Source organism: Moraxella sp. DOX410, assembly GCF_032248735.1.
Classification (GTDB): Bacteria; Pseudomonadota; Gammaproteobacteria; order Pseudomonadales; family Moraxellaceae; genus Faucicola; species Faucicola tetraodonis.
In genome coordinates this window covers 1721288-1738320 of sequence record NZ_CP135138.1, presented here as the reverse complement: position 1 = coordinate 1738320, position 17033 = coordinate 1721288, and the positions used below count along the sequence as shown (strand labels likewise).

General features: G+C 43.7%; 14 protein-coding genes and 1 other RNA gene. 5 read left to right on the top strand and 10 right to left on the bottom strand.

Going from position 1 to position 17033, the window contains the following annotated elements; all coding sequences use genetic code 11:
* Positions 1-419: 419 nt before the first annotated feature.
* The 4 genes from coaD (at position 420) to rnpB (ending at position 2114) form a co-directional block, all read left to right on the top strand.
* The gene (gene coaD, locus RNZ41_RS07740; RefSeq protein WP_100269640.1) at positions 420-944 is read left to right on the top strand and encodes a pantetheine-phosphate adenylyltransferase; all 525 of its coding nucleotides are present in this window, start codon (positions 420-422) and stop codon (positions 942-944) included.
* A gap of 43 nt (positions 945-987) precedes the next feature.
* Positions 988-1251 carry a YfhL family 4Fe-4S dicluster ferredoxin gene (locus RNZ41_RS07735; protein WP_314027006.1) on the top strand — a complete coding sequence of 88 codons (264 nt, stop codon included), beginning with the start codon at positions 988-990 and terminating at the stop codon, positions 1249-1251.
* Between the two features lie 66 nt (positions 1252-1317).
* A complete protein-coding gene (locus tag RNZ41_RS07730; protein ID WP_007115445.1) occupies positions 1318-1731 on the top strand; it encodes a PaaI family thioesterase in 414 nt (137 codons plus the stop codon).
* A gap of 28 nt (positions 1732-1759) precedes the next feature.
* Positions 1760-2114: RNase P RNA component class A (rnpB, locus tag RNZ41_RS07725), an RNA gene on the top strand.
* A 97-nt stretch (positions 2115-2211) separates the two neighbouring features.
* On the opposite strand, the gene RNZ41_RS07720 is transcribed toward rnpB, so the two are convergent.
* From RNZ41_RS07720 to hemB, 8 genes are all read right to left on the bottom strand, one after another.
* Positions 2212-2718: a BLUF domain-containing protein gene (locus RNZ41_RS07720; protein ID WP_224053551.1), complete on the bottom strand. Its 507-nt coding sequence runs from the start codon at positions 2716-2718 to the stop codon at positions 2212-2214.
* Positions 2719-2997: 279 nt separating this feature from the next.
* Positions 2998-3894, bottom strand: a complete 897-nt coding sequence (gene argB, locus RNZ41_RS07715; RefSeq protein WP_239741691.1) for an acetylglutamate kinase — start codon at positions 3892-3894, stop codon at positions 2998-3000.
* 61 nt (positions 3895-3955) lie between these two features.
* The gene (locus RNZ41_RS07710; RefSeq protein WP_314027005.1) at positions 3956-5524 is read right to left on the bottom strand and encodes a phosphomannomutase/phosphoglucomutase; all 1569 of its coding nucleotides are present in this window, start codon (positions 5522-5524) and stop codon (positions 3956-3958) included.
* Positions 5525-5636: 112 nt separating this feature from the next.
* On the bottom strand, positions 5637-6101 hold the full coding sequence (gene dut, locus RNZ41_RS07705; RefSeq protein ID WP_065252349.1) for a dUTP diphosphatase: 465 nt from the start codon (positions 6099-6101) through the stop codon (positions 5637-5639).
* A 206-nt stretch (positions 6102-6307) separates the two neighbouring features.
* On the bottom strand, positions 6308-6877 hold the full coding sequence (locus RNZ41_RS07700) for a porin family protein (RefSeq protein ID WP_314027004.1): 570 nt from the start codon (positions 6875-6877) through the stop codon (positions 6308-6310).
* Between the two features lie 446 nt (positions 6878-7323).
* Entirely contained in the window at positions 7324-9363 is a 2040-nt protein-coding gene (locus RNZ41_RS07695; protein ID WP_314027003.1) for a UvrD-helicase domain-containing protein, read from the bottom strand.
* 207 nt (positions 9364-9570) lie between these two features.
* A complete protein-coding gene (locus RNZ41_RS07690; RefSeq protein WP_050324060.1) occupies positions 9571-9783 on the bottom strand; it encodes a hypothetical protein in 213 nt (70 codons plus the stop codon).
* Between the two features lie 437 nt (positions 9784-10220).
* The gene (hemB, locus tag RNZ41_RS07685) at positions 10221-11225 is read right to left on the bottom strand and encodes a porphobilinogen synthase (RefSeq protein ID WP_314027002.1); all 1005 of its coding nucleotides are present in this window, start codon (positions 11223-11225) and stop codon (positions 10221-10223) included.
* 150 nt (positions 11226-11375) lie between these two features.
* On the opposite strand from hemB, the gene RNZ41_RS07680 reads away from it, so the two are divergent.
* Positions 11376-11984, top strand: coding sequence for a thioesterase family protein (locus tag RNZ41_RS07680; protein ID WP_314027001.1), 609 nt, complete (start codon positions 11376-11378; stop codon positions 11982-11984).
* Positions 11985-12097: 113 nt separating this feature from the next.
* On the opposite strand, the gene RNZ41_RS07675 is transcribed toward RNZ41_RS07680, so the two are convergent.
* Both RNZ41_RS07675 and RNZ41_RS07670 read right to left on the bottom strand, forming a co-directional pair.
* Positions 12098-13690: an efflux transporter outer membrane subunit gene (locus RNZ41_RS07675; protein WP_314027000.1), complete on the bottom strand. Its 1593-nt coding sequence runs from the start codon at positions 13688-13690 to the stop codon at positions 12098-12100.
* 76 nt (positions 13691-13766) lie between these two features.
* On the bottom strand, positions 13767-17030 hold the full coding sequence (locus RNZ41_RS07670) for an efflux RND transporter permease subunit (protein ID WP_314026999.1): 3264 nt from the start codon (positions 17028-17030) through the stop codon (positions 13767-13769).
* Between the last annotated feature and the right edge of the window lie 3 nt (positions 17031-17033).

The following is a 17033-nucleotide window of genomic DNA, read 5'->3' as shown; positions in this document are numbered from 1 at the left end:
CAGCATCGCGGACGTACCCAATGCTGCACAGCGTGTTTTAATCATGTTATTGCCATAATCTTATTACAACAATCATGTTGCTATAAATCAGTATGACAAGCCGTTTAATATGGCGATAAATCCCAATAAATCAATTCATAGATTTTGATTACTAAGTTTAAGTTGTTGATTATTGGGCTTTGGATTACTAAGTTTTTAATTGCTAGGTTTTTGATTATTATCCTTTACCCTAAATTTTAATTAAGCTTTGGGTAAAATGCTGCAAAGCTGTCATGATAACACGCTAAACACAAATTGATAGTGAGATTTGATTGTTAATTGGGGTCAAATTTTGCTAGGATTAGCAACAAACTAGCAATCTTTGTTTTAATCATATTGTTAGCGCCAAATAGCGCATTATTTATCATAAAGAGACAGCCATGTCAGCAGCCAGCCAGCCATTTGCCAATCACTATACCAAAATTATTTATCCCGGCACGTTTGACCCGATTACCAAAGGGCACCTTGATTTGATTAAGCGCGCTTGCCGCCTGTTTGATGAGGTGATTGTCGCGGTGGCGATTGGGCATCATAAAAAACCGTTATTTACTTTAGAGGAACGGATTGGATTGGTAGAAAAAGCCTGTCATGATAAAGGCTTGAGCAATATGTCGGTGATTGGCTTTGATGGGTTGTTGGTGGATTTGGCAAAGAATCAACAAGCCACAGGTGTGCTGCGTGGATTGCGGGCGATGTCAGATTTTGAGTATGAATTTCAGCTTGCCAATCTCAATCGTGAACTAGACCCAAACTTTGAAGCGGTGTTTTTGACCCCATCGCAGCAATATTCTTTTATATCTTCAACGCTGGTGCGCGAAATTGGCAAATTAGACGGTGATGTGAGTAAATTTGTACCGCCGTGTGTTGAAGAAGCATTTGAACGAAAAAAACAACAGGGTTGGTAAGTCGTGGTAAAATAAAGGTTTCTTGGTAAACGTTTTAAAAGCTATGGCATTAATAATCACTGATGAATGTATCAACTGCGATGTCTGCGAGCCACTTTGCCCCAACGATGCGATTTATGTGGGCGAGCTGATTTATGAAATTGACCCTGCGCTGTGTACCGAGTGTGTCGGTCATTTTGATGAGCCGCAGTGTTCGCTGTTTTGTCCCGTACCTAATTGTATCCCCAAAGATCCGAACTATCTGGAGACGCCAGCGCAGTTAATGCTCAAATTTGAGCGCATTACTCAAACTAAAACCAGTCAATAAATTTTTATAACCGCTATTTTTAATAACGTCGATTTTTAACAAAGCTATTGTAGATAAGGAATGTCTATGCCCGCCAATAAAGCAGAATTGAGTGCTTTTCTGAAGCAATCTTTCCCCCAAGCCAACTGCCATATCGAATCGGTTGGTAACGGTCAAGCCATTGTGTCGCATCCTATTGGTGACGATGAGTTACGACCCGGTGGCACGGTATCAGGGCCTGTGATGATGAAAGTGGCTGATGTTGCGCTATATGTGGCTATTTTGGGCGAAATCGGTATCGTACCATTGGCAGTGACTACCAATCTTAACGTGTCTTTTCTGCGAAAACCCTCTGCACAAGCCAACCTTATCGCCAAATGCCAGCTTATCAAAGTGGGGCGCACGCTTGCGGTAGGCGATGTATTGATTTATTCAGAAGGTGATGACAGACCTGTGGCGCATGCAGTCGGTACGTATGCGTTGCCTGCTGACCGTGACTAAATAGATAAAGCCTGTTATAATGCTTGCCTTGGCAGACCAGACGAACGCTGTACCGCAAGATTTTATCAAGCGGTAGGGAGGAAAGTCCGGGCTACACAGGGCAGAGTGCCAGCTAACGGCTGGGGGGCGTAAGCCTACGACAAGTGCAGCAGAGAGTAGACCGCCTTAGCAATAAGGTAAGGGTGAAAGGGTGGGGTAAGAGCCCACCGCATGACTGGTAACAGTTCATGGCAAGGTAAACTCCACTCGTAGCAAGACCAAATAGGTGTCCGTATGGCGTTGCCCGCGTTGGACACGGGTAGGTTGCTTGAGCGTATTGGTAACGATACGCCTAGATGAATGTTCGTCCTAGACAGAACCCGGCTTATCGGTTTGCCATGCTTATTTTAATCAGCCTATTGTTATCAATAGGTTTTTTATTTTTGTGGATGACAATAATACCGTTTTAACTTTCCGAATTAGTAGATTTGACATTAGCCACTAACCTTGAAACGGCAGGGTGAAATTTCGAATACGCATAAAGCGTTTACTAAACAGTGACTTGATAGGTTTTTGCGGCGTGATGTAAGTGATTCTTTGCTCTGACATGATATTAATCAGCTTAACGACTTCTTGCATGTCCCAACTATAGACATCAAATGATTCTATAAAAGCATGGTGTTTAAAGAGATAGGAATGCTTGGATAAATCAAAACAGCCCATAAACCAGTTGTTAAATACGGCGCTTGAAATATAGCCTTGACCAATGAGTTTGAGATGGGTGTGGCGATTATCTTGTTTTAAAGCATGCAGCAAGTTTGCACACGCTAACTCATCGCCTTCATAATACTGAAAAAACTTACCCGCATCGTACAGCAAAAAACCAGTGATACCAGAGTTGGTATTGTTTTTGATAGATTGGTTCAGAATGTGGGTAAATGTATGTTGATTTAACGCCGCAGTCAGCGTTATCTCACTACAATAAGCCATAAAGTATTTTTGTGACATCCCAATAGTCCTTGGTAAGTGGTACGTGAATATGAATTCCAAATAATTGCTACTATCCGCTAGAGCCGCTTGCAACATTATATAAATTTGCAAATTAAAATAGTCATGATAGTCAAAATTAGAAAAAATACCAATTACATTTGTGTTGTAATTCTAAAATCTATCCTATATTTGACCCATATCATGAGCGAAAAAAAACCGCTTGAATCAGCGGCTTATTAACCCAAAAGCAACCCAAAAACAACTCAGAAATAATCCAAAAGTAACGCAAAAGTTACTTCAAGGATGGCGGCTGATGAGGGTGCCAACGCCTTTATCAGTAAAGACCTCTAGCAATGTCGCATGCGGGACACGACCATCGACAATCACCGCACTTTTTACCCCGTTTTTTACCGCTTCTAGCGCATAGCTGATTTTTGGAATCATGCCGCCAGAGATAGTACCATCGGCAATCATCTCATCCACCTTGCTAGGGGTAAGCCCAGTGGCAACATTGCCTTCTTTATCAAGCACCCCTTTGATGTTGGTGAGCAAAATCAGTTTTTCCGCGAGCATGAACTCAGCGACTTTCCCCGCCACTACATCAGCATTGATATTGTAAGTATTGCCTTCATCATCCACGCCAAGCGGTGCAATGACAGGAATAAAGTTAGAGGCAATCATCAAACCAATTACATCGCGATTGATGCTGACCACATCACCCACAAATCCCAAGTCAATTTGTTGTTGGTTGCCTTGCTCATCTGTTTTGGTCATGGGTAATTTTTTAGCGCGAATGAGACTGGCATCTTTACCGGTTAAGCCAATAGCACGACCACCGTGTTTGTTGATGAGATTGACGATAGATTTGTTGACGCTACCACCAAGTACCATTTCCACCACATCCATGGTGGCTTTGTCGGTCACTCGCATGCCATCAATACGGTCAGAGCTGCGCCCCAATTCTTTAAGCAAGTTATCGACTTGTGGACCGCCGCCATGGACGACCACAGGATGAATGCCTACGGTTTTTAACATGACGATATCTCTGGCAAAAGAACTCTCTAATATCGGATCAGTCATGGCATTGCCGCCGTATTTGACTACCATTACTTTACCTTCAAAACGTTGGATGTAGGGTAGTGCTTCGGTCAATACGTCAGCGGTATGCATGGCTTGCTCAAGATCTAATGCCATTTCAAATCCTTATATAATTTTGCTAGAGACGTTTTTTAAAATGCGATTTTAACAGCGGGGTTTATACAGGCTGAATTTGTGCGACTTGTTCGGCAAGGTTGTCATCAATCGTACGACATAAGTCAACAAAAATAGATTGAATATGCCGCAGCTCGGCGACGTCATTGGCAGAAAAACGCACGGTCAAAAAACTGCCCGTATTTGACTTGCGTAAAATACCAAATCCCTCCGCAAAATCCAAGCGTAACCCATCAATCGTATTGACATTTTTGACCGCAAATGAGGATTTTAACCGTTTAAACGGCTTTTTCCCCAGTGCCGTGATACGAGCAATCACGGTTTGACCATAATGGTTATCCGCAATAGGTAAATACATATCCGCCGTACTAATGCAAGTGGGCAAACTCGCTAGGATATCAGTGAGGCTGATAGGTTGATGGCTTAACCAATTGAGCAAGCGGGCAGCCGCATACATGGCGTCGTCATGTAGCACAAAATAGCCATCGTTAAAAATAAAATGCCCTGATAACTCACCTGCAAAAATCGCGTTGTCTGATTTGTTTTGTAACGACTTTCGCATCAAGCTACTGCCAGTTTTGGTCATTATCGGGGCGGCGCCATGCGAAGCGATGAGATTGGGTACGTGATGCGAGCATTTGACATCAAAAATGACTTTTTTATCAGTTGATGTATACGTACTGGGCAATTCTTCAATGGCAATGCGAGAGAGTAGGTAAAGCAAATTGTCAGGGCTAATCATCTGACCCTGTGCATCAATTACCATCACCCGATCGCCATCGCCATCAAACGCCAAGCCGATATCTGAGCCTGTAGCTTTGACTGTGTGAGCTAATTGTGTCAAGCGATTGGATTGCGTTGGGTCTGGGTTACCTTGGGGGAAATTGCCATCGGGGGAGGCGTTTAGCATGATGCAATAATAGCCAAGCTGGCTAAATAGAGCCTCTGCAAAATCACTGGTCGCACCATGCATACAGTCGATGACAATTTGCTGTGGGGCATGAAAATAGGTGGTCTGAGTGAGTTTGGCTTGATTGATGTGAGTAAAAGCCTGCTCGATAGCTTGGATATAAGCTGCAAAAAAATCTTTGGGCGTTGAATAAGTAGTTTGCCTGATGGCATCAATAAGCCTGTCATCAGGCACGATGGCTTTGTAGCCAATTAAAGCCTCATAAAGCTGCTGCACATCATCACCGCTTGGCGACTCATGATTGATAAGCCATTTAATGCCATTGATATGTTTTTGCGAATGACTGGCGGTGACCATCAGCCCATTACCGGAAAATTGCTGTGCCATAAATGCCATCATCGGCGTGGTTGTCAATCCCAACCACTGCACTACTAGACCGGCTTGCTGGCAAGCATACGCCATATATTTGGCAATTTCTTGGCTTTGCTGGCGAGCATCATAACCGATGATAACCGTCGGTTTGGGCGCCGCTAAAGTTGGCGTTGTTGCTGTCGTTTGGTGAGCATAGACAAAAAGCTCAGCAAATACCCTTGCCAATGACCAGACAAAATCATCAGTAAATAAGGTGACATCACCACGAATATCGTAAGCTTTAAAAAGGGATTTTTGCGGAAAAAAAGGATGAATAAACAGAGTATTCATAAAAAAAACATCTAACTGATTTTATACTACCAAAATCATAGCATTGAAATTTGGCAAAATAATTAAATACTCTGTTATAAATTGTTAAAAAAAAATGAGAAAACGGTAACAATTAATGGGTTCCCGTTGAGCCAAAGCCGCCTTCACCGCGTACACTGATATCAGAAAACTCCGCTACAATCTCAAAAGTCGGACGCGCAATCGGCACGACCAAGTACTGCGCCATTTTCTCGCTAGGTTGTAACACATAATCGGTTTGACTACGGTTCCAGATAGAGACCATTAATTCGCCTTGGTAATCCGCATCAATCACACCCGTCAGATTACCCAGTACAATGCCATGCTTATGTCCCAGCCCTGAGCGCGGCATGATAAAACCGACATAATCCGGGTCTTGGATGTAGATGGCGAGTCCTGTACCAATCAACTGGCTTTCACCAGCTTTTATGGTGATAGGCTCATCGATACAAGCGCGCAAATCTATACCCGCCGAGCCGTCTGTTGCGCGATGAGGTAGGGGAAATTTATCATCATTACCAATTTTGGGGTTTAAAATCTTGACTTGTACTTGCTTCATGCTCACCAACTTATCTTAAATTTATAAAAAGATGTATAAAAACCACTCTATTATAAACCTAATTGGCACCATATTGAGCGAATACCAAAGTAAGTTTTCTTAACCAGAAAGAAAAAACCAAAAGAGAAACCAAAAAAAGAGTAGCGATAAGCTACTCTTTTGTATTGATATCCAGTATTCATCTATTAATTCAATTAGCAATTCAATTAGAATTTATAGTGAGCACCGACAGTGACTAAGTCTGTATCAACTGAAACATTATTTGTTACGTCAACTGAAGGCAGACGCGTATATTCAGCTTCTACAGATGCATTTGGTGAAAGGTTATAACCTAAGCCGACACCACCTGCTACACCCGACTTGTCATATTTATCATCACCAAAATCAACTTGGGTTTGCGCAATACCTAGTTTACCTTTGGCATAAACATTCGATGCTGGGAATTGGTATTTATAAGTGCCATATAAACCTGCAGTGTTAGTGCTAATTTCACCTACTTTCGTACCGCGATATTTTAAATCTTCTTTTGAAGAATCTACATATTCAACTTCCGCACCAAAGTTAGGGGTAAAGTTATAACCTGCATACACACCATAAGCGGTTTGGTTGTCAGTATCAAGACGGTCAACATCAGTATTAAATTGACCCGCTTTGACACCGACATAGGGTTGACCGGTGTAGCCAACAGTATTGGTTTGATAAAGGGCAGCGTTTGCACCTGCAGTCACAACTGTACCTGCAATTAAGGCTAAAAGGGTTTTATTTAAAGTTTTCATCGTCTTCTCCTTTAGAAGTTTTTTGAAAAGCATCACAACAAGCCATGTAAAATTATTAGTTAAGTTAATTTGGATGTTGGCAATATCTAGTGACTGTTTAACCTTACTAATTTAACTAGGTTACTAATCGATCAGTTATTGCCCTGCTTGTTTTGTTAAAGCCATCATAGCAAAATAAATTTAGATTACTGTCGGTGTTTAACAGGTCGGACGTTAAATTATGAAATGAAATTTGCCAAAAAGGTAAATAAGCTACTTATTTGAAATTTTTTGTTACATCTCCTGTCAAGCATCCTATTTCTAAGAAATATTTAGTTACATTTACTTGGATGCTTGGGTCAAATATTTGTCATACGGGCTGTTTTTGCATAAAAAAAGGACTTAAAGTCACCTTTTTTGCCCTTTCCTCTACGCCCTTTCTTTTATGCCGTTTTTTTATCAATTAATTATTTGGCGGCTTTGCTTTTGAGTAACGCCTGAATATTGGCCAAATAATCCTCTGCGGTTTTTTTGGGTTGGTGCGCTGCCGCTGATTTTTTCATGCCAGGGGCATCGATATGTTCTGTCGGCAATTCGTCGATAAATCGGCTAGGGGTGGTGGTTTTCATTTGACCCCCTGCACGGCGCTGGGCAGCCAGCGTCATGGTCAGCTCTTTACGGGCACGGGTAATCCCCACGTACATCAAACGTCGTTCTTCCTCGATGGATTCAGCAATAATGGAGTTTTTATGCGGTAATAGTTCTTCTTCAAGTCCCATGATATAGACATAATCAAACTCAAGCCCTTTAGCGGCGTGTAGCGTCATCAGATTGACTTTGTTGGTATTTTCTTCTTCCTGCTGCTGCTCTAGCATATCAAGTAACACAAGCTTACGAATAACTGCATCAATGGTGCGATCATTGTCATCATCGGCGCGGTTAATCAGGTTTTGGATACTGGCGTAAAGCGTCTCGATATTATCAATACGAATTTTTTCTTGCTGCGGGGTTTTTGCTTCGCTTCGTACCAAATCGATATAGCCAGTTTCATCAATCATTTGCTTGACCAGCGGCACAGGGTCGGGATGCTGGTAGAGCTCTTGGGTGTAACGCTCAATAAAATCAGCAAATTCTTTAAGCTCGCCACTGGCTTTTTTGGGTAGTACATGTGTCAGTCCACTATGACCACTTGCCATCAATAGCGAGACTTGGTGTTCTTGGGCAAATAGTCCGAGCTTTTCAAGACTGGCAGGTCCAAGCCCACGTTTTGGGGTATTGATAATGCGTAAAAAAGCACTGTCGTCTTCAGGATTTAGAATCAAGCGCAAATAGCTCATAATGTCTTTGATTTCACTACGGGCAAAGAACGACGTGCCGCCCGATAACTTATAAGGAATTTGCAGCTGACGTAGCTGGGCTTCCAACATACGCGCTTGAAAGTTACTACGATACAGTACCGCATAATCTTGCCATTCATTGGCATTGCGAAGTTTGTGGGTGATGATTTCTTTGGCAACGCGCTCTGCTTCATCATCATCGTTACGACAATTGATGATGCGAATCAGCTCGCCATGCCCTTTATCTGACCATAATTTTTTTTCAAATAAATGCTCATTATTGGTAATCACTGAGTTGGCAGCGTGCAAAATACGCGACGTCGAGCGATAGTTTTGCTCAAGCTTAACCACTTTTAATTTGGGAAAGTCCTCTTGCAGCAGTGCCATGTTTTCAGGTTTTGCCCCACGCCATGCATAGATGGATTGGTCATCATCACCCACCACCGTAAAACGCGGCTGCACGCCAACTAGCAGTTTAATCAATTCATACTGCGCGGTATTGGTGTCTTGGTATTCATCTACCAATAGATAGCGTATGCGATTTTGCCATTTGTCACGTACTTGGGTATTTTCTTGCAACAGCCGTGTTGGCATTACAATTAAGTCATCAAAATCCACCGCATTGTACGCACGTAGGTTACGCTCGTAGAGTTGATACAGCGTTGCAAATAGCATATCTTCAGGGTCGGTCAGCGTATCCGCTGCTTTTTCAGGAGGGATGAGGTCATTTTTCCAATCCGAAATCATTTTGATAGCTTTACCGACCAATTCGCGGCTCTCGGCACCGCTCATGTTATCTCGTACCATCAAATCCATCAACAGCCGCTTGCTATCTTCGGCATCCATGATGGAAAAATTGCCTTTAAGCGGCGTATGCAATAACTCGTAACGTAAAAACTGCAAGCCAAATTGGTGAAACGTCGAGACAGTTAAGCCTTTGGTTTTGTCACTTGGCAATAATTTTTGCACACGGGCTTTCATCTCGCGAGCCGCTTTATTGGTAAAGGTGACCGCGGTAATACGCTCGGCTGGCATTTGACATTCTTCAATCAGATAAGCGATTTTACGAGTAATCACCGATGTCTTACCCGAACCTGCACCTGCCAATACCAGCAAGGGTCCAGAGACATATTGCATGGCTTCTTGTTGGCGAGGGTTTAATTGGCTCATAGTCGCTTCCACCGTTAATAAAAGTTGCTCAGTAAAAAATGGACAATCGACTATTATAGTCTAAAGCGCAAAAGATAAGGGCATAGTTGACGGTAAAATTTTAAGAATTAATCCGTGCAATAATCCATAAGCCGGTGGTCGTCAATGACTGCCATAAAAAAAAGATGCGGCATCGCATCTTCTGTTAATTAAATTGATAACAATATATTAATTATGGGTAGACAATACCACCTGTTGGCTCGGCTGATTTAAGGTACTAACAACCGCATCAGTCGGACTTATCGATGGCTGAGTATCCTTTGTCAAATCGCTTGACAGTTTAAAGCTGAGTGCCAAAAATGACATCATAGCCACTGCCATCATGGCGTTTTTGATTGGGCTATTAGCAATCGAACTGTTAGAAATTGGTGCATTACTCATCATCTTATCCTCGATTAATCAGCTAGCAGATACCACTCTCGTCTTTTATTTGTTATTAACCTCATTATCTGCTTATTTTTTTCAAAAATATAATGCCAAAAAGTAATCAATTATTGCAAAACGCTAAAAATGACTCGTCCAAAATTAGTAAGCTTAGTCAATAGGGGTAAATAAGAGTGTGTATTTTTGCTTTAGCATCTTTACTTTAGCTTATTGTGCATGAAATTGAGGGATAAACTAAGTTTCTATTTAGTAAATAAATGGGTAAAAAAATAATAAAAGTTAGCAGATTTGTTATTCTCTATGACATTAAGTAACTTTTTATCACGCTTGTTAGCGCGCTCGATGGCTTTAAGTTAACGAGTGTAACATCACAAAAAAGGCGACATTGATTGATAAACCAGTGTCGCCTTTAAGTTTTAATCAAGCTTAGAACATTATTGATTGAGCTTTTGGGCAGCCGTCATTGCAAAATAAGTTAAGATACCGTCGGCACCTGCACGGCGAAACCCTAACAGCGATTCTAAAATAACGTCCTCGCTTAACCAGCCGTTTTGTATAGCTGCCATGTGCATGGCATATTCACCTGATACTTGATACGCATAAGTCGGCACGCCAAACGTATCTTTGACCTCACGTACCAAATCAAGGTAAGGCTGACCTGGCTTCACCATTACCATGTCCGCGCCTTCTTGGATGTCGAGGGCGACTTCATGCAGGGCTTCAGCGCGATTACCAAAATCCATTTGGTATTGTTTTTTGTGTCCGCCTTTAAGGTTGCCTGCGCTGCCGACGGCATCACGAAACGGTCCATAATAGGCAGACGCGTATTTGGCAGAATACGCCATAATGGCGGTATTAATAAAATTTTCTCCATCCAATGCTTGGCGTAGCGCGGCAATACGACCATCCATCATATCGCTTGGTGAGATGATATCCGCCCCTGCACGGGCGTGGCTCAGGGCTTGTTTGGCGAGTATGTCAACGGTGATGTCATTAAGCACGTAGCCATTGTCGTCGACAATACCGTCTTGACCATGGGTGGTATACGGGTCAAGCGCCACATCAGTCATCACCACCATCTCAGGTAAGGCATCTTTAATTGCTTTGATAGCAGTGCAGGCAAGACCGTTCTCATCATAGGCGTGTTCAGCCTGTAGCGATTTAAGGTTTGGGCTAATGACAGGGAATAAATCAATGGTGGTGACGCCTAGACTGAGTAGTTGCTTGGCATACTCAATCAGCAAGTCCACGCTCAAACGCTCAACGCCTGGCATACTTGTCACAGCTTGGCGCTGCTGTTTACCCTCAATGATAAACACGGGTGCAATCAGATGCTTGGGTTCAATGCTGGTTTCTTGCACCATAGCGCGGACATTATCGTTGTAACGTAGTCGACGTAAGCGAGTATTGGGGAATGAACGGTTAAAAATATAACTCATAAAAACCTCTTATTATCGAGTGACACTTATTATCAAGTAACGTTATCAATTAACGTTGAAATTGTATAAGGCTAAATAAGCAAAATTTGCTAGAATGATCATTTTTTAAAAAGCTATCTTAACACAATCTACTTACGCATGGAGGGCGCCGTGAGTTTAAACCCTGTAAATGCCAATCAATTAGCCGCTCAGTCATCGACTGATAGCACTAACATGGCTGACACGATGTCTAAAGAAAATGACGAGCATTCTGATTTGGCAAACGAGTCGCAACTGCAGCTCAATGAAGACAGTGAGCATCACGCTATCAGCAAACCTAGTATTGATGTGCTAGGGCAGCAGCTCGCCAACATCATGTCCCAAAGCCCATTTGTGGCGCATACCTTTACTACCTATCATTATGAAGATGGTAAAGTATATGGCAAGGTCAAGTCTAATCCCGCCCTTATCGGCAATCCAAATTTTGAGATTTTGCATGGCGGTATGACGGCGACGCTATTAGATACCATAGGCGGGCTTGAGGGCATGCTGGAAATCTATCGTCGTGACCAAGGCACGTTTGAAGAGCAGACCAAAAAAATCAAACGCATGGCAACCGTCGATTTGCGTGTTGATTATCTAGCCCCTGGGCGCGGTCATGAGTTTATGGTCACAGCCGAAGTAATTCGTATGGGACGCAAAGGCTGTACCACGCGGATGATGTTGGTCAATGATGAAGGAAAGCTCATCGCGCATGGCATCGCCAGTTATGCATTTTAAAACAGCCATTTATAGTAAAAAACCCATAAAAAACCCACAGTGATGTGGGTTTTTTACTATAACAGCTTACGGCTAATCTAATGCACTAGGTCTAATGGACAAGGTCTAATGTATCAGGGTTGCACGGTGGTTGTGGTAGTCGTTGTTGAGGTCGTTTTAGTAGTCACTTGGGCAGGCTGATGGGCTGCATCAGTAATTTTTTGCTGGGCATTATTGGCAACCTGTGACAACTTGGTGCTGTAATTCGTATGTTTTTCTGTGGGTGTTTCGAGCGGCACATCGCGACTCACCCCGCCACCTAAAACTTGGTATAGCTGGATTTGACTGAGCAATTGCGACTGCTTGGTATTTAGAATGCTTTGTTGGCTGCTATAAATCGAACGCTGTGCATCTAATACGCCCAAATAATTGTCTAAACCTGCTTTGAAACGGGCTTGAACAATTTGATAGTATTTTTGGTTGGCAGCGAGCGACTGGTTGTACGCGGTCAACTGCTGATTTAACGTTGCGCGATTGGCAAATACGTCATTGACTTCTTTAAAAGCGGTTTGAATCGCTTTTTCATAAGTATTTAGCGCTTGTTGTTGCTCGATTTCACTCACTTGGTAGTTGGCCTTACGTAGACCTGCATCAAAAATCGGCAAGCTCACACTCGGTCCAAAACCCCAGCTAAATGCGCCTGTTTTAAACAAATCGCCTAAGCTTGAACTGGCAGCACCCACATTGCCCGATAGGCTAATGATTGGATAAAACGCCGCGCGCGCGGCGTTAATATTTGCCCCTGCGGCTTTTAAGTTATATTCCGCTTGACGCAAATCAGGACGATACAATAATAAATCACTGGGTAAGCCCGTGCCAAAAATACGATTATTGGTGATGCTACTAATGCCCGCTGCAGGTAGTAGGCTATTATCCACCGGGGCGCCTACTAGGTAGCGTAGGGCATTTTGGTTGGTCAACAAATTGGTTTGTGCTTGGGCGATAGACACTTTGGCGGCTTCAACCGCCGCTTGGGCTTGTACGCTAGTTAGCTGCGAATCAAGACCTGCTTTAAAACGCAGCTGGTTAATGCGAAGTGAATCTTGGCGCGTGGCTAAGGTTTGTTTGGCAAGTTGCAGTTGTGCCAGACTATAGCTGTACGCCACATAGCTTTGCGCAATGTTACTAATCAAGCTAATTTGCGCGGCATCTTTGGCAGCAGTGGTGGCAAGATAATTTTGTAAGGCGGCATCTTTGAGGCTCGCAATACGTCCCCAAAAGTCAAACTCGTAGCTTGACATTGCCAGACCGACATTGTAAGTACTACTAGGATTCGCATCTCTTGAATTTGTTGCACCGTAAGAATATGAGCCAGAACTATTGATAGTGGGCACATCGGCGATGTCTTGGATTTGATACTGCGCGCGGGCTTTTTGAATCGCTAAAATCGTGGCACTGATGTCTTTGTTATTGTCTAACCCCAATTGAATCAGTTGTTTTAGCTTGGCATCACTATAAAAATCCTGCCAACGCTGAGACGCGATGCTCGGCTGATTGGTGCCGCTGACGGTCTGACTGTCATAGGTCTCATAAGGCTGATTAATTGCGATATGCGGCTGCGCCACGACAGGCTCAGTTTTGGCTTTTGGAATGGTCTGACAAGCGGTGAGCGATAGTAGGGTGGCTACTATAGCGGTCAGGGGCACTAGGCGAAAGGTAGAATCCATATAACTTACCTGTATAAACATAATGTGTTTGTTATTGTAAAAGATTAAATGGGTAAAATGTTTACCCATTTATGTCTTATTGATGGTTTGATTGTGAACTGTCATCAGGCTTATAGATACTCACCTGTGTTGGCTGTGTGACAGCGACAGGTTCAGCAGGATTAGGCGAGTAAGGTGATACGGGTTGTAAGTCACCATCATTACCATCATTGGGGTCATGCGGTTTGCTACCTTTAATCAGTGAGCGTATCCACACATAGAACATTGGGATAAAGAACACCCCTAGGATAGTCGCACTGACCACGCCGCCTAATACACTTGTACCAATCGCATTTTGGCTACCTGAGCCTGCGCCCGTTGCCAAGAATAAGGGCACCACACCAATACCAAACGCCAATGATGTCATAATAATCGGACGTAAGCGTTGGCGAGCAGCGACAGTAACCGAGTCATATAGACTATGTCCCAAATCTTGTCGTTCTTTGGCAAATTCAATAATCAAAATCGCATTTTTGGCAGATAAACCGACAACGGTCAGCAGACCCACTTGCAGATAAATATCGTTTGAAAGCCCGCGTAAACCGGTAAACAGCGCAGCACCCAATACCCCAAGTGGCACAACAAGTAGCACTGCAAAGGGAATTGACCAGCTTTCATACAGCGCGGCTAGACATAAGAACACCACGACAATCGAAATCGCGTACAGCATAGGTGCTTGGGCGCCAGATTTTTTCTCTTCTAAGGATAAACCTGTCCATTCGTAACTGATGCCTTTTGGCAGTTTGGCAATCATTTGCTCCATTGCTGCCATCGCTTGACCGGTACTAAATCCCGGCGCTGCGTTACCTTGCAAGTTCATTGATGGCAAGCTGTTATAACGCGTGAGGGTCGGCGAGCCATACTGCCATTCACCGGTAGCAAATGAGCTAAACGGAACCATCTGATTGTCACTGTTACGTACATACCATTTGTTGATATCCTCTGGGGTGGTACGGCTCTCAGCTTCACCTTGCATATAGACTTTTTTGATACGACCACGATCCATAAAGTCATTGACGTAGCTACTACCCCAAGCGGTACTAAGAACACTGTTAATCAGGCTCGGCGCGACACCCATAGCCGCAGCAGAATCATAATTGACGTTGACTTTATATTGGGGTGAATCTTCTTGTCCATTTGGACGCACGCCACTGACTTGTTTATTTTGCGCCGCCATGCCCAGTAGCATGTTACGGGCTTGCAGCAAGCCTTCGTGACCTAAGTTGCCTGAGTCTTGTAGCTGCAGATCAAAACCCGTTGCCGTACCCAAACCTTGAATAGCAGGCGGTGAAATGGCATATACTTGGGCTTCATTGACTTGGGTCATAAAATAACCCATGGCGCGTTTGGCAATCGATTGCGCGGTATTTTCTTTACCCGGGCGCTCATCCCAATCTTTTAAGCGCACAAATGCCAATCCCATGTTTTGCCCTTGACCGGCAAAACTAAAGCCATTGACCATAAATACAGATTCTACAAGGTCTTTTTCTTGGGTTTTATAATAGGCGTTGACCTTTTCCATAACCGCTTGCGTTTGATTTTGGGTACTACCGGCAGGCAGTTGCACCAATGTGAACAGCACACCTTGGTCTTCTTCGGGAATAAATGAACTTGGAATACGGGTAAATAAGAACACCAATGCCACAATCACCAAGGCATAAGGAATCATATATAGCCAGCGCATTTTGATACTGCGACCCACAAAGCTTTCATAGCCTTTACTAAGACGCATAAACATACGGTTAAATGCGCCAAAGAAACCGGTCTGATGCCCGCTGTGTTTGTCATGGGCTTTAGTGCGTTTGAGGATAGTCACACATAGGGCAGGGGTGAAAATCAAGGCAACTAGGGCAGATAGTACCATGCTGCTGATAAGCGTCACGGAGAACTGGCGATAAATCACCCCAGTTGAGCCGCCAAAGAATGCCATCGGTAAAAATACCGCCGACAAAACCAAGGAAATACCAATGACCACTTTACTGATTTCGCGCATCGATTCACGGGTGGCTTCCAGTGGCGTCATGTCTGGATTTTCTTCCAGCAAACGCTCAACGTTTTCGACCACGACAATCGCGTCATCGACTAATAGACCGATGGATAACACCATGGCAAACAGCGTCAACACATTGATGCTATAGCCAAATACGTACAAAATACCAAACGTACCCAGTATTACCACAGGTACTGCCAACGTAGGAATAATCGTTGCGCGCCAGCTTTGTAAAAACAAGAACATCACTAAGAATACCAGCGCAATCGCTTCAGCAAGTGTTCTGACCACTTCCTCAATCGACAAACGTACAAATGGCGTGGTGTCATAGGCAACTGAGGCTTTTAAGCCCGCAGGAAAATTAGGTTCAAGCTCTTTAAGTTTGGCTTCTACGGCATCACGTGTGCTTAAAGCATTGGCGCTAGATGACAGTGAGATACCGATACCTGCCGCATCCTTGCCATTGTAGCGGGCAATTTCGCTGTAGCTTTCACTACCAATTTCCACTTTGGCGACATCACCCAAGCGAATTTGCGCGCCATTTGTGTTACTTTTAAGCAAAATATTACGAAATTGCTCTGGGGTTTGTAAGTAACTTTGCACGGTCACTGTGGCATTAATGGCTTGACGGGCTTCGTCAGTCGGCGTTTGTCCTAGCTGACCGGCTGATACTTGCGCGTTTTGCGCTTGAATTGCGCTGGTGATATCCGAGGGTATTAAGCCATAGGTACGAAGTTTTTCAGGGTCTAACCAAATACGCATGGCATACGCAGAGCCAAACACATTGACGTTACCCACACCCTCGACACGGCTGAGCTGGTCAACCACGTTGGAGTTGAGATAATCGGCAATATCGGCACGATCCATACTGCCATCTTCAGATGTCATCGCCAGTACCATCAAGAAGCCACTCGTGGACTTATTGACGTTGACCCCCATGCGCTGCACCATCTCTGGTAGCGAACTCATGGCAGATTGCAGTTTGTTTTGGACTTGGACTTGTGCCGTATCGGGATCTGTCCCGTTCTCAAAGGTCAAGGTAATTTGCGCAGCGCCACTTGATGATGAACTTGAGGACATATACATCAATCCATCAAGCCCTTTCATTTTTTGTTCAATCACCTGCGTGACGGAGTCTTCAATGGTTTGGGCAGCGGCACCTGGATAAGTTGCTGAGATACTAATGGTAGGTGGGGCAATACGTGGGTACTGCTCAATCGGTAATTTAAAAATTGCTAAGATACCCATCAGCATGATGAGCATGACAATCACCCAAGCAAAGATGGGTCTATCAATAAAAAAGCGTGACATGAT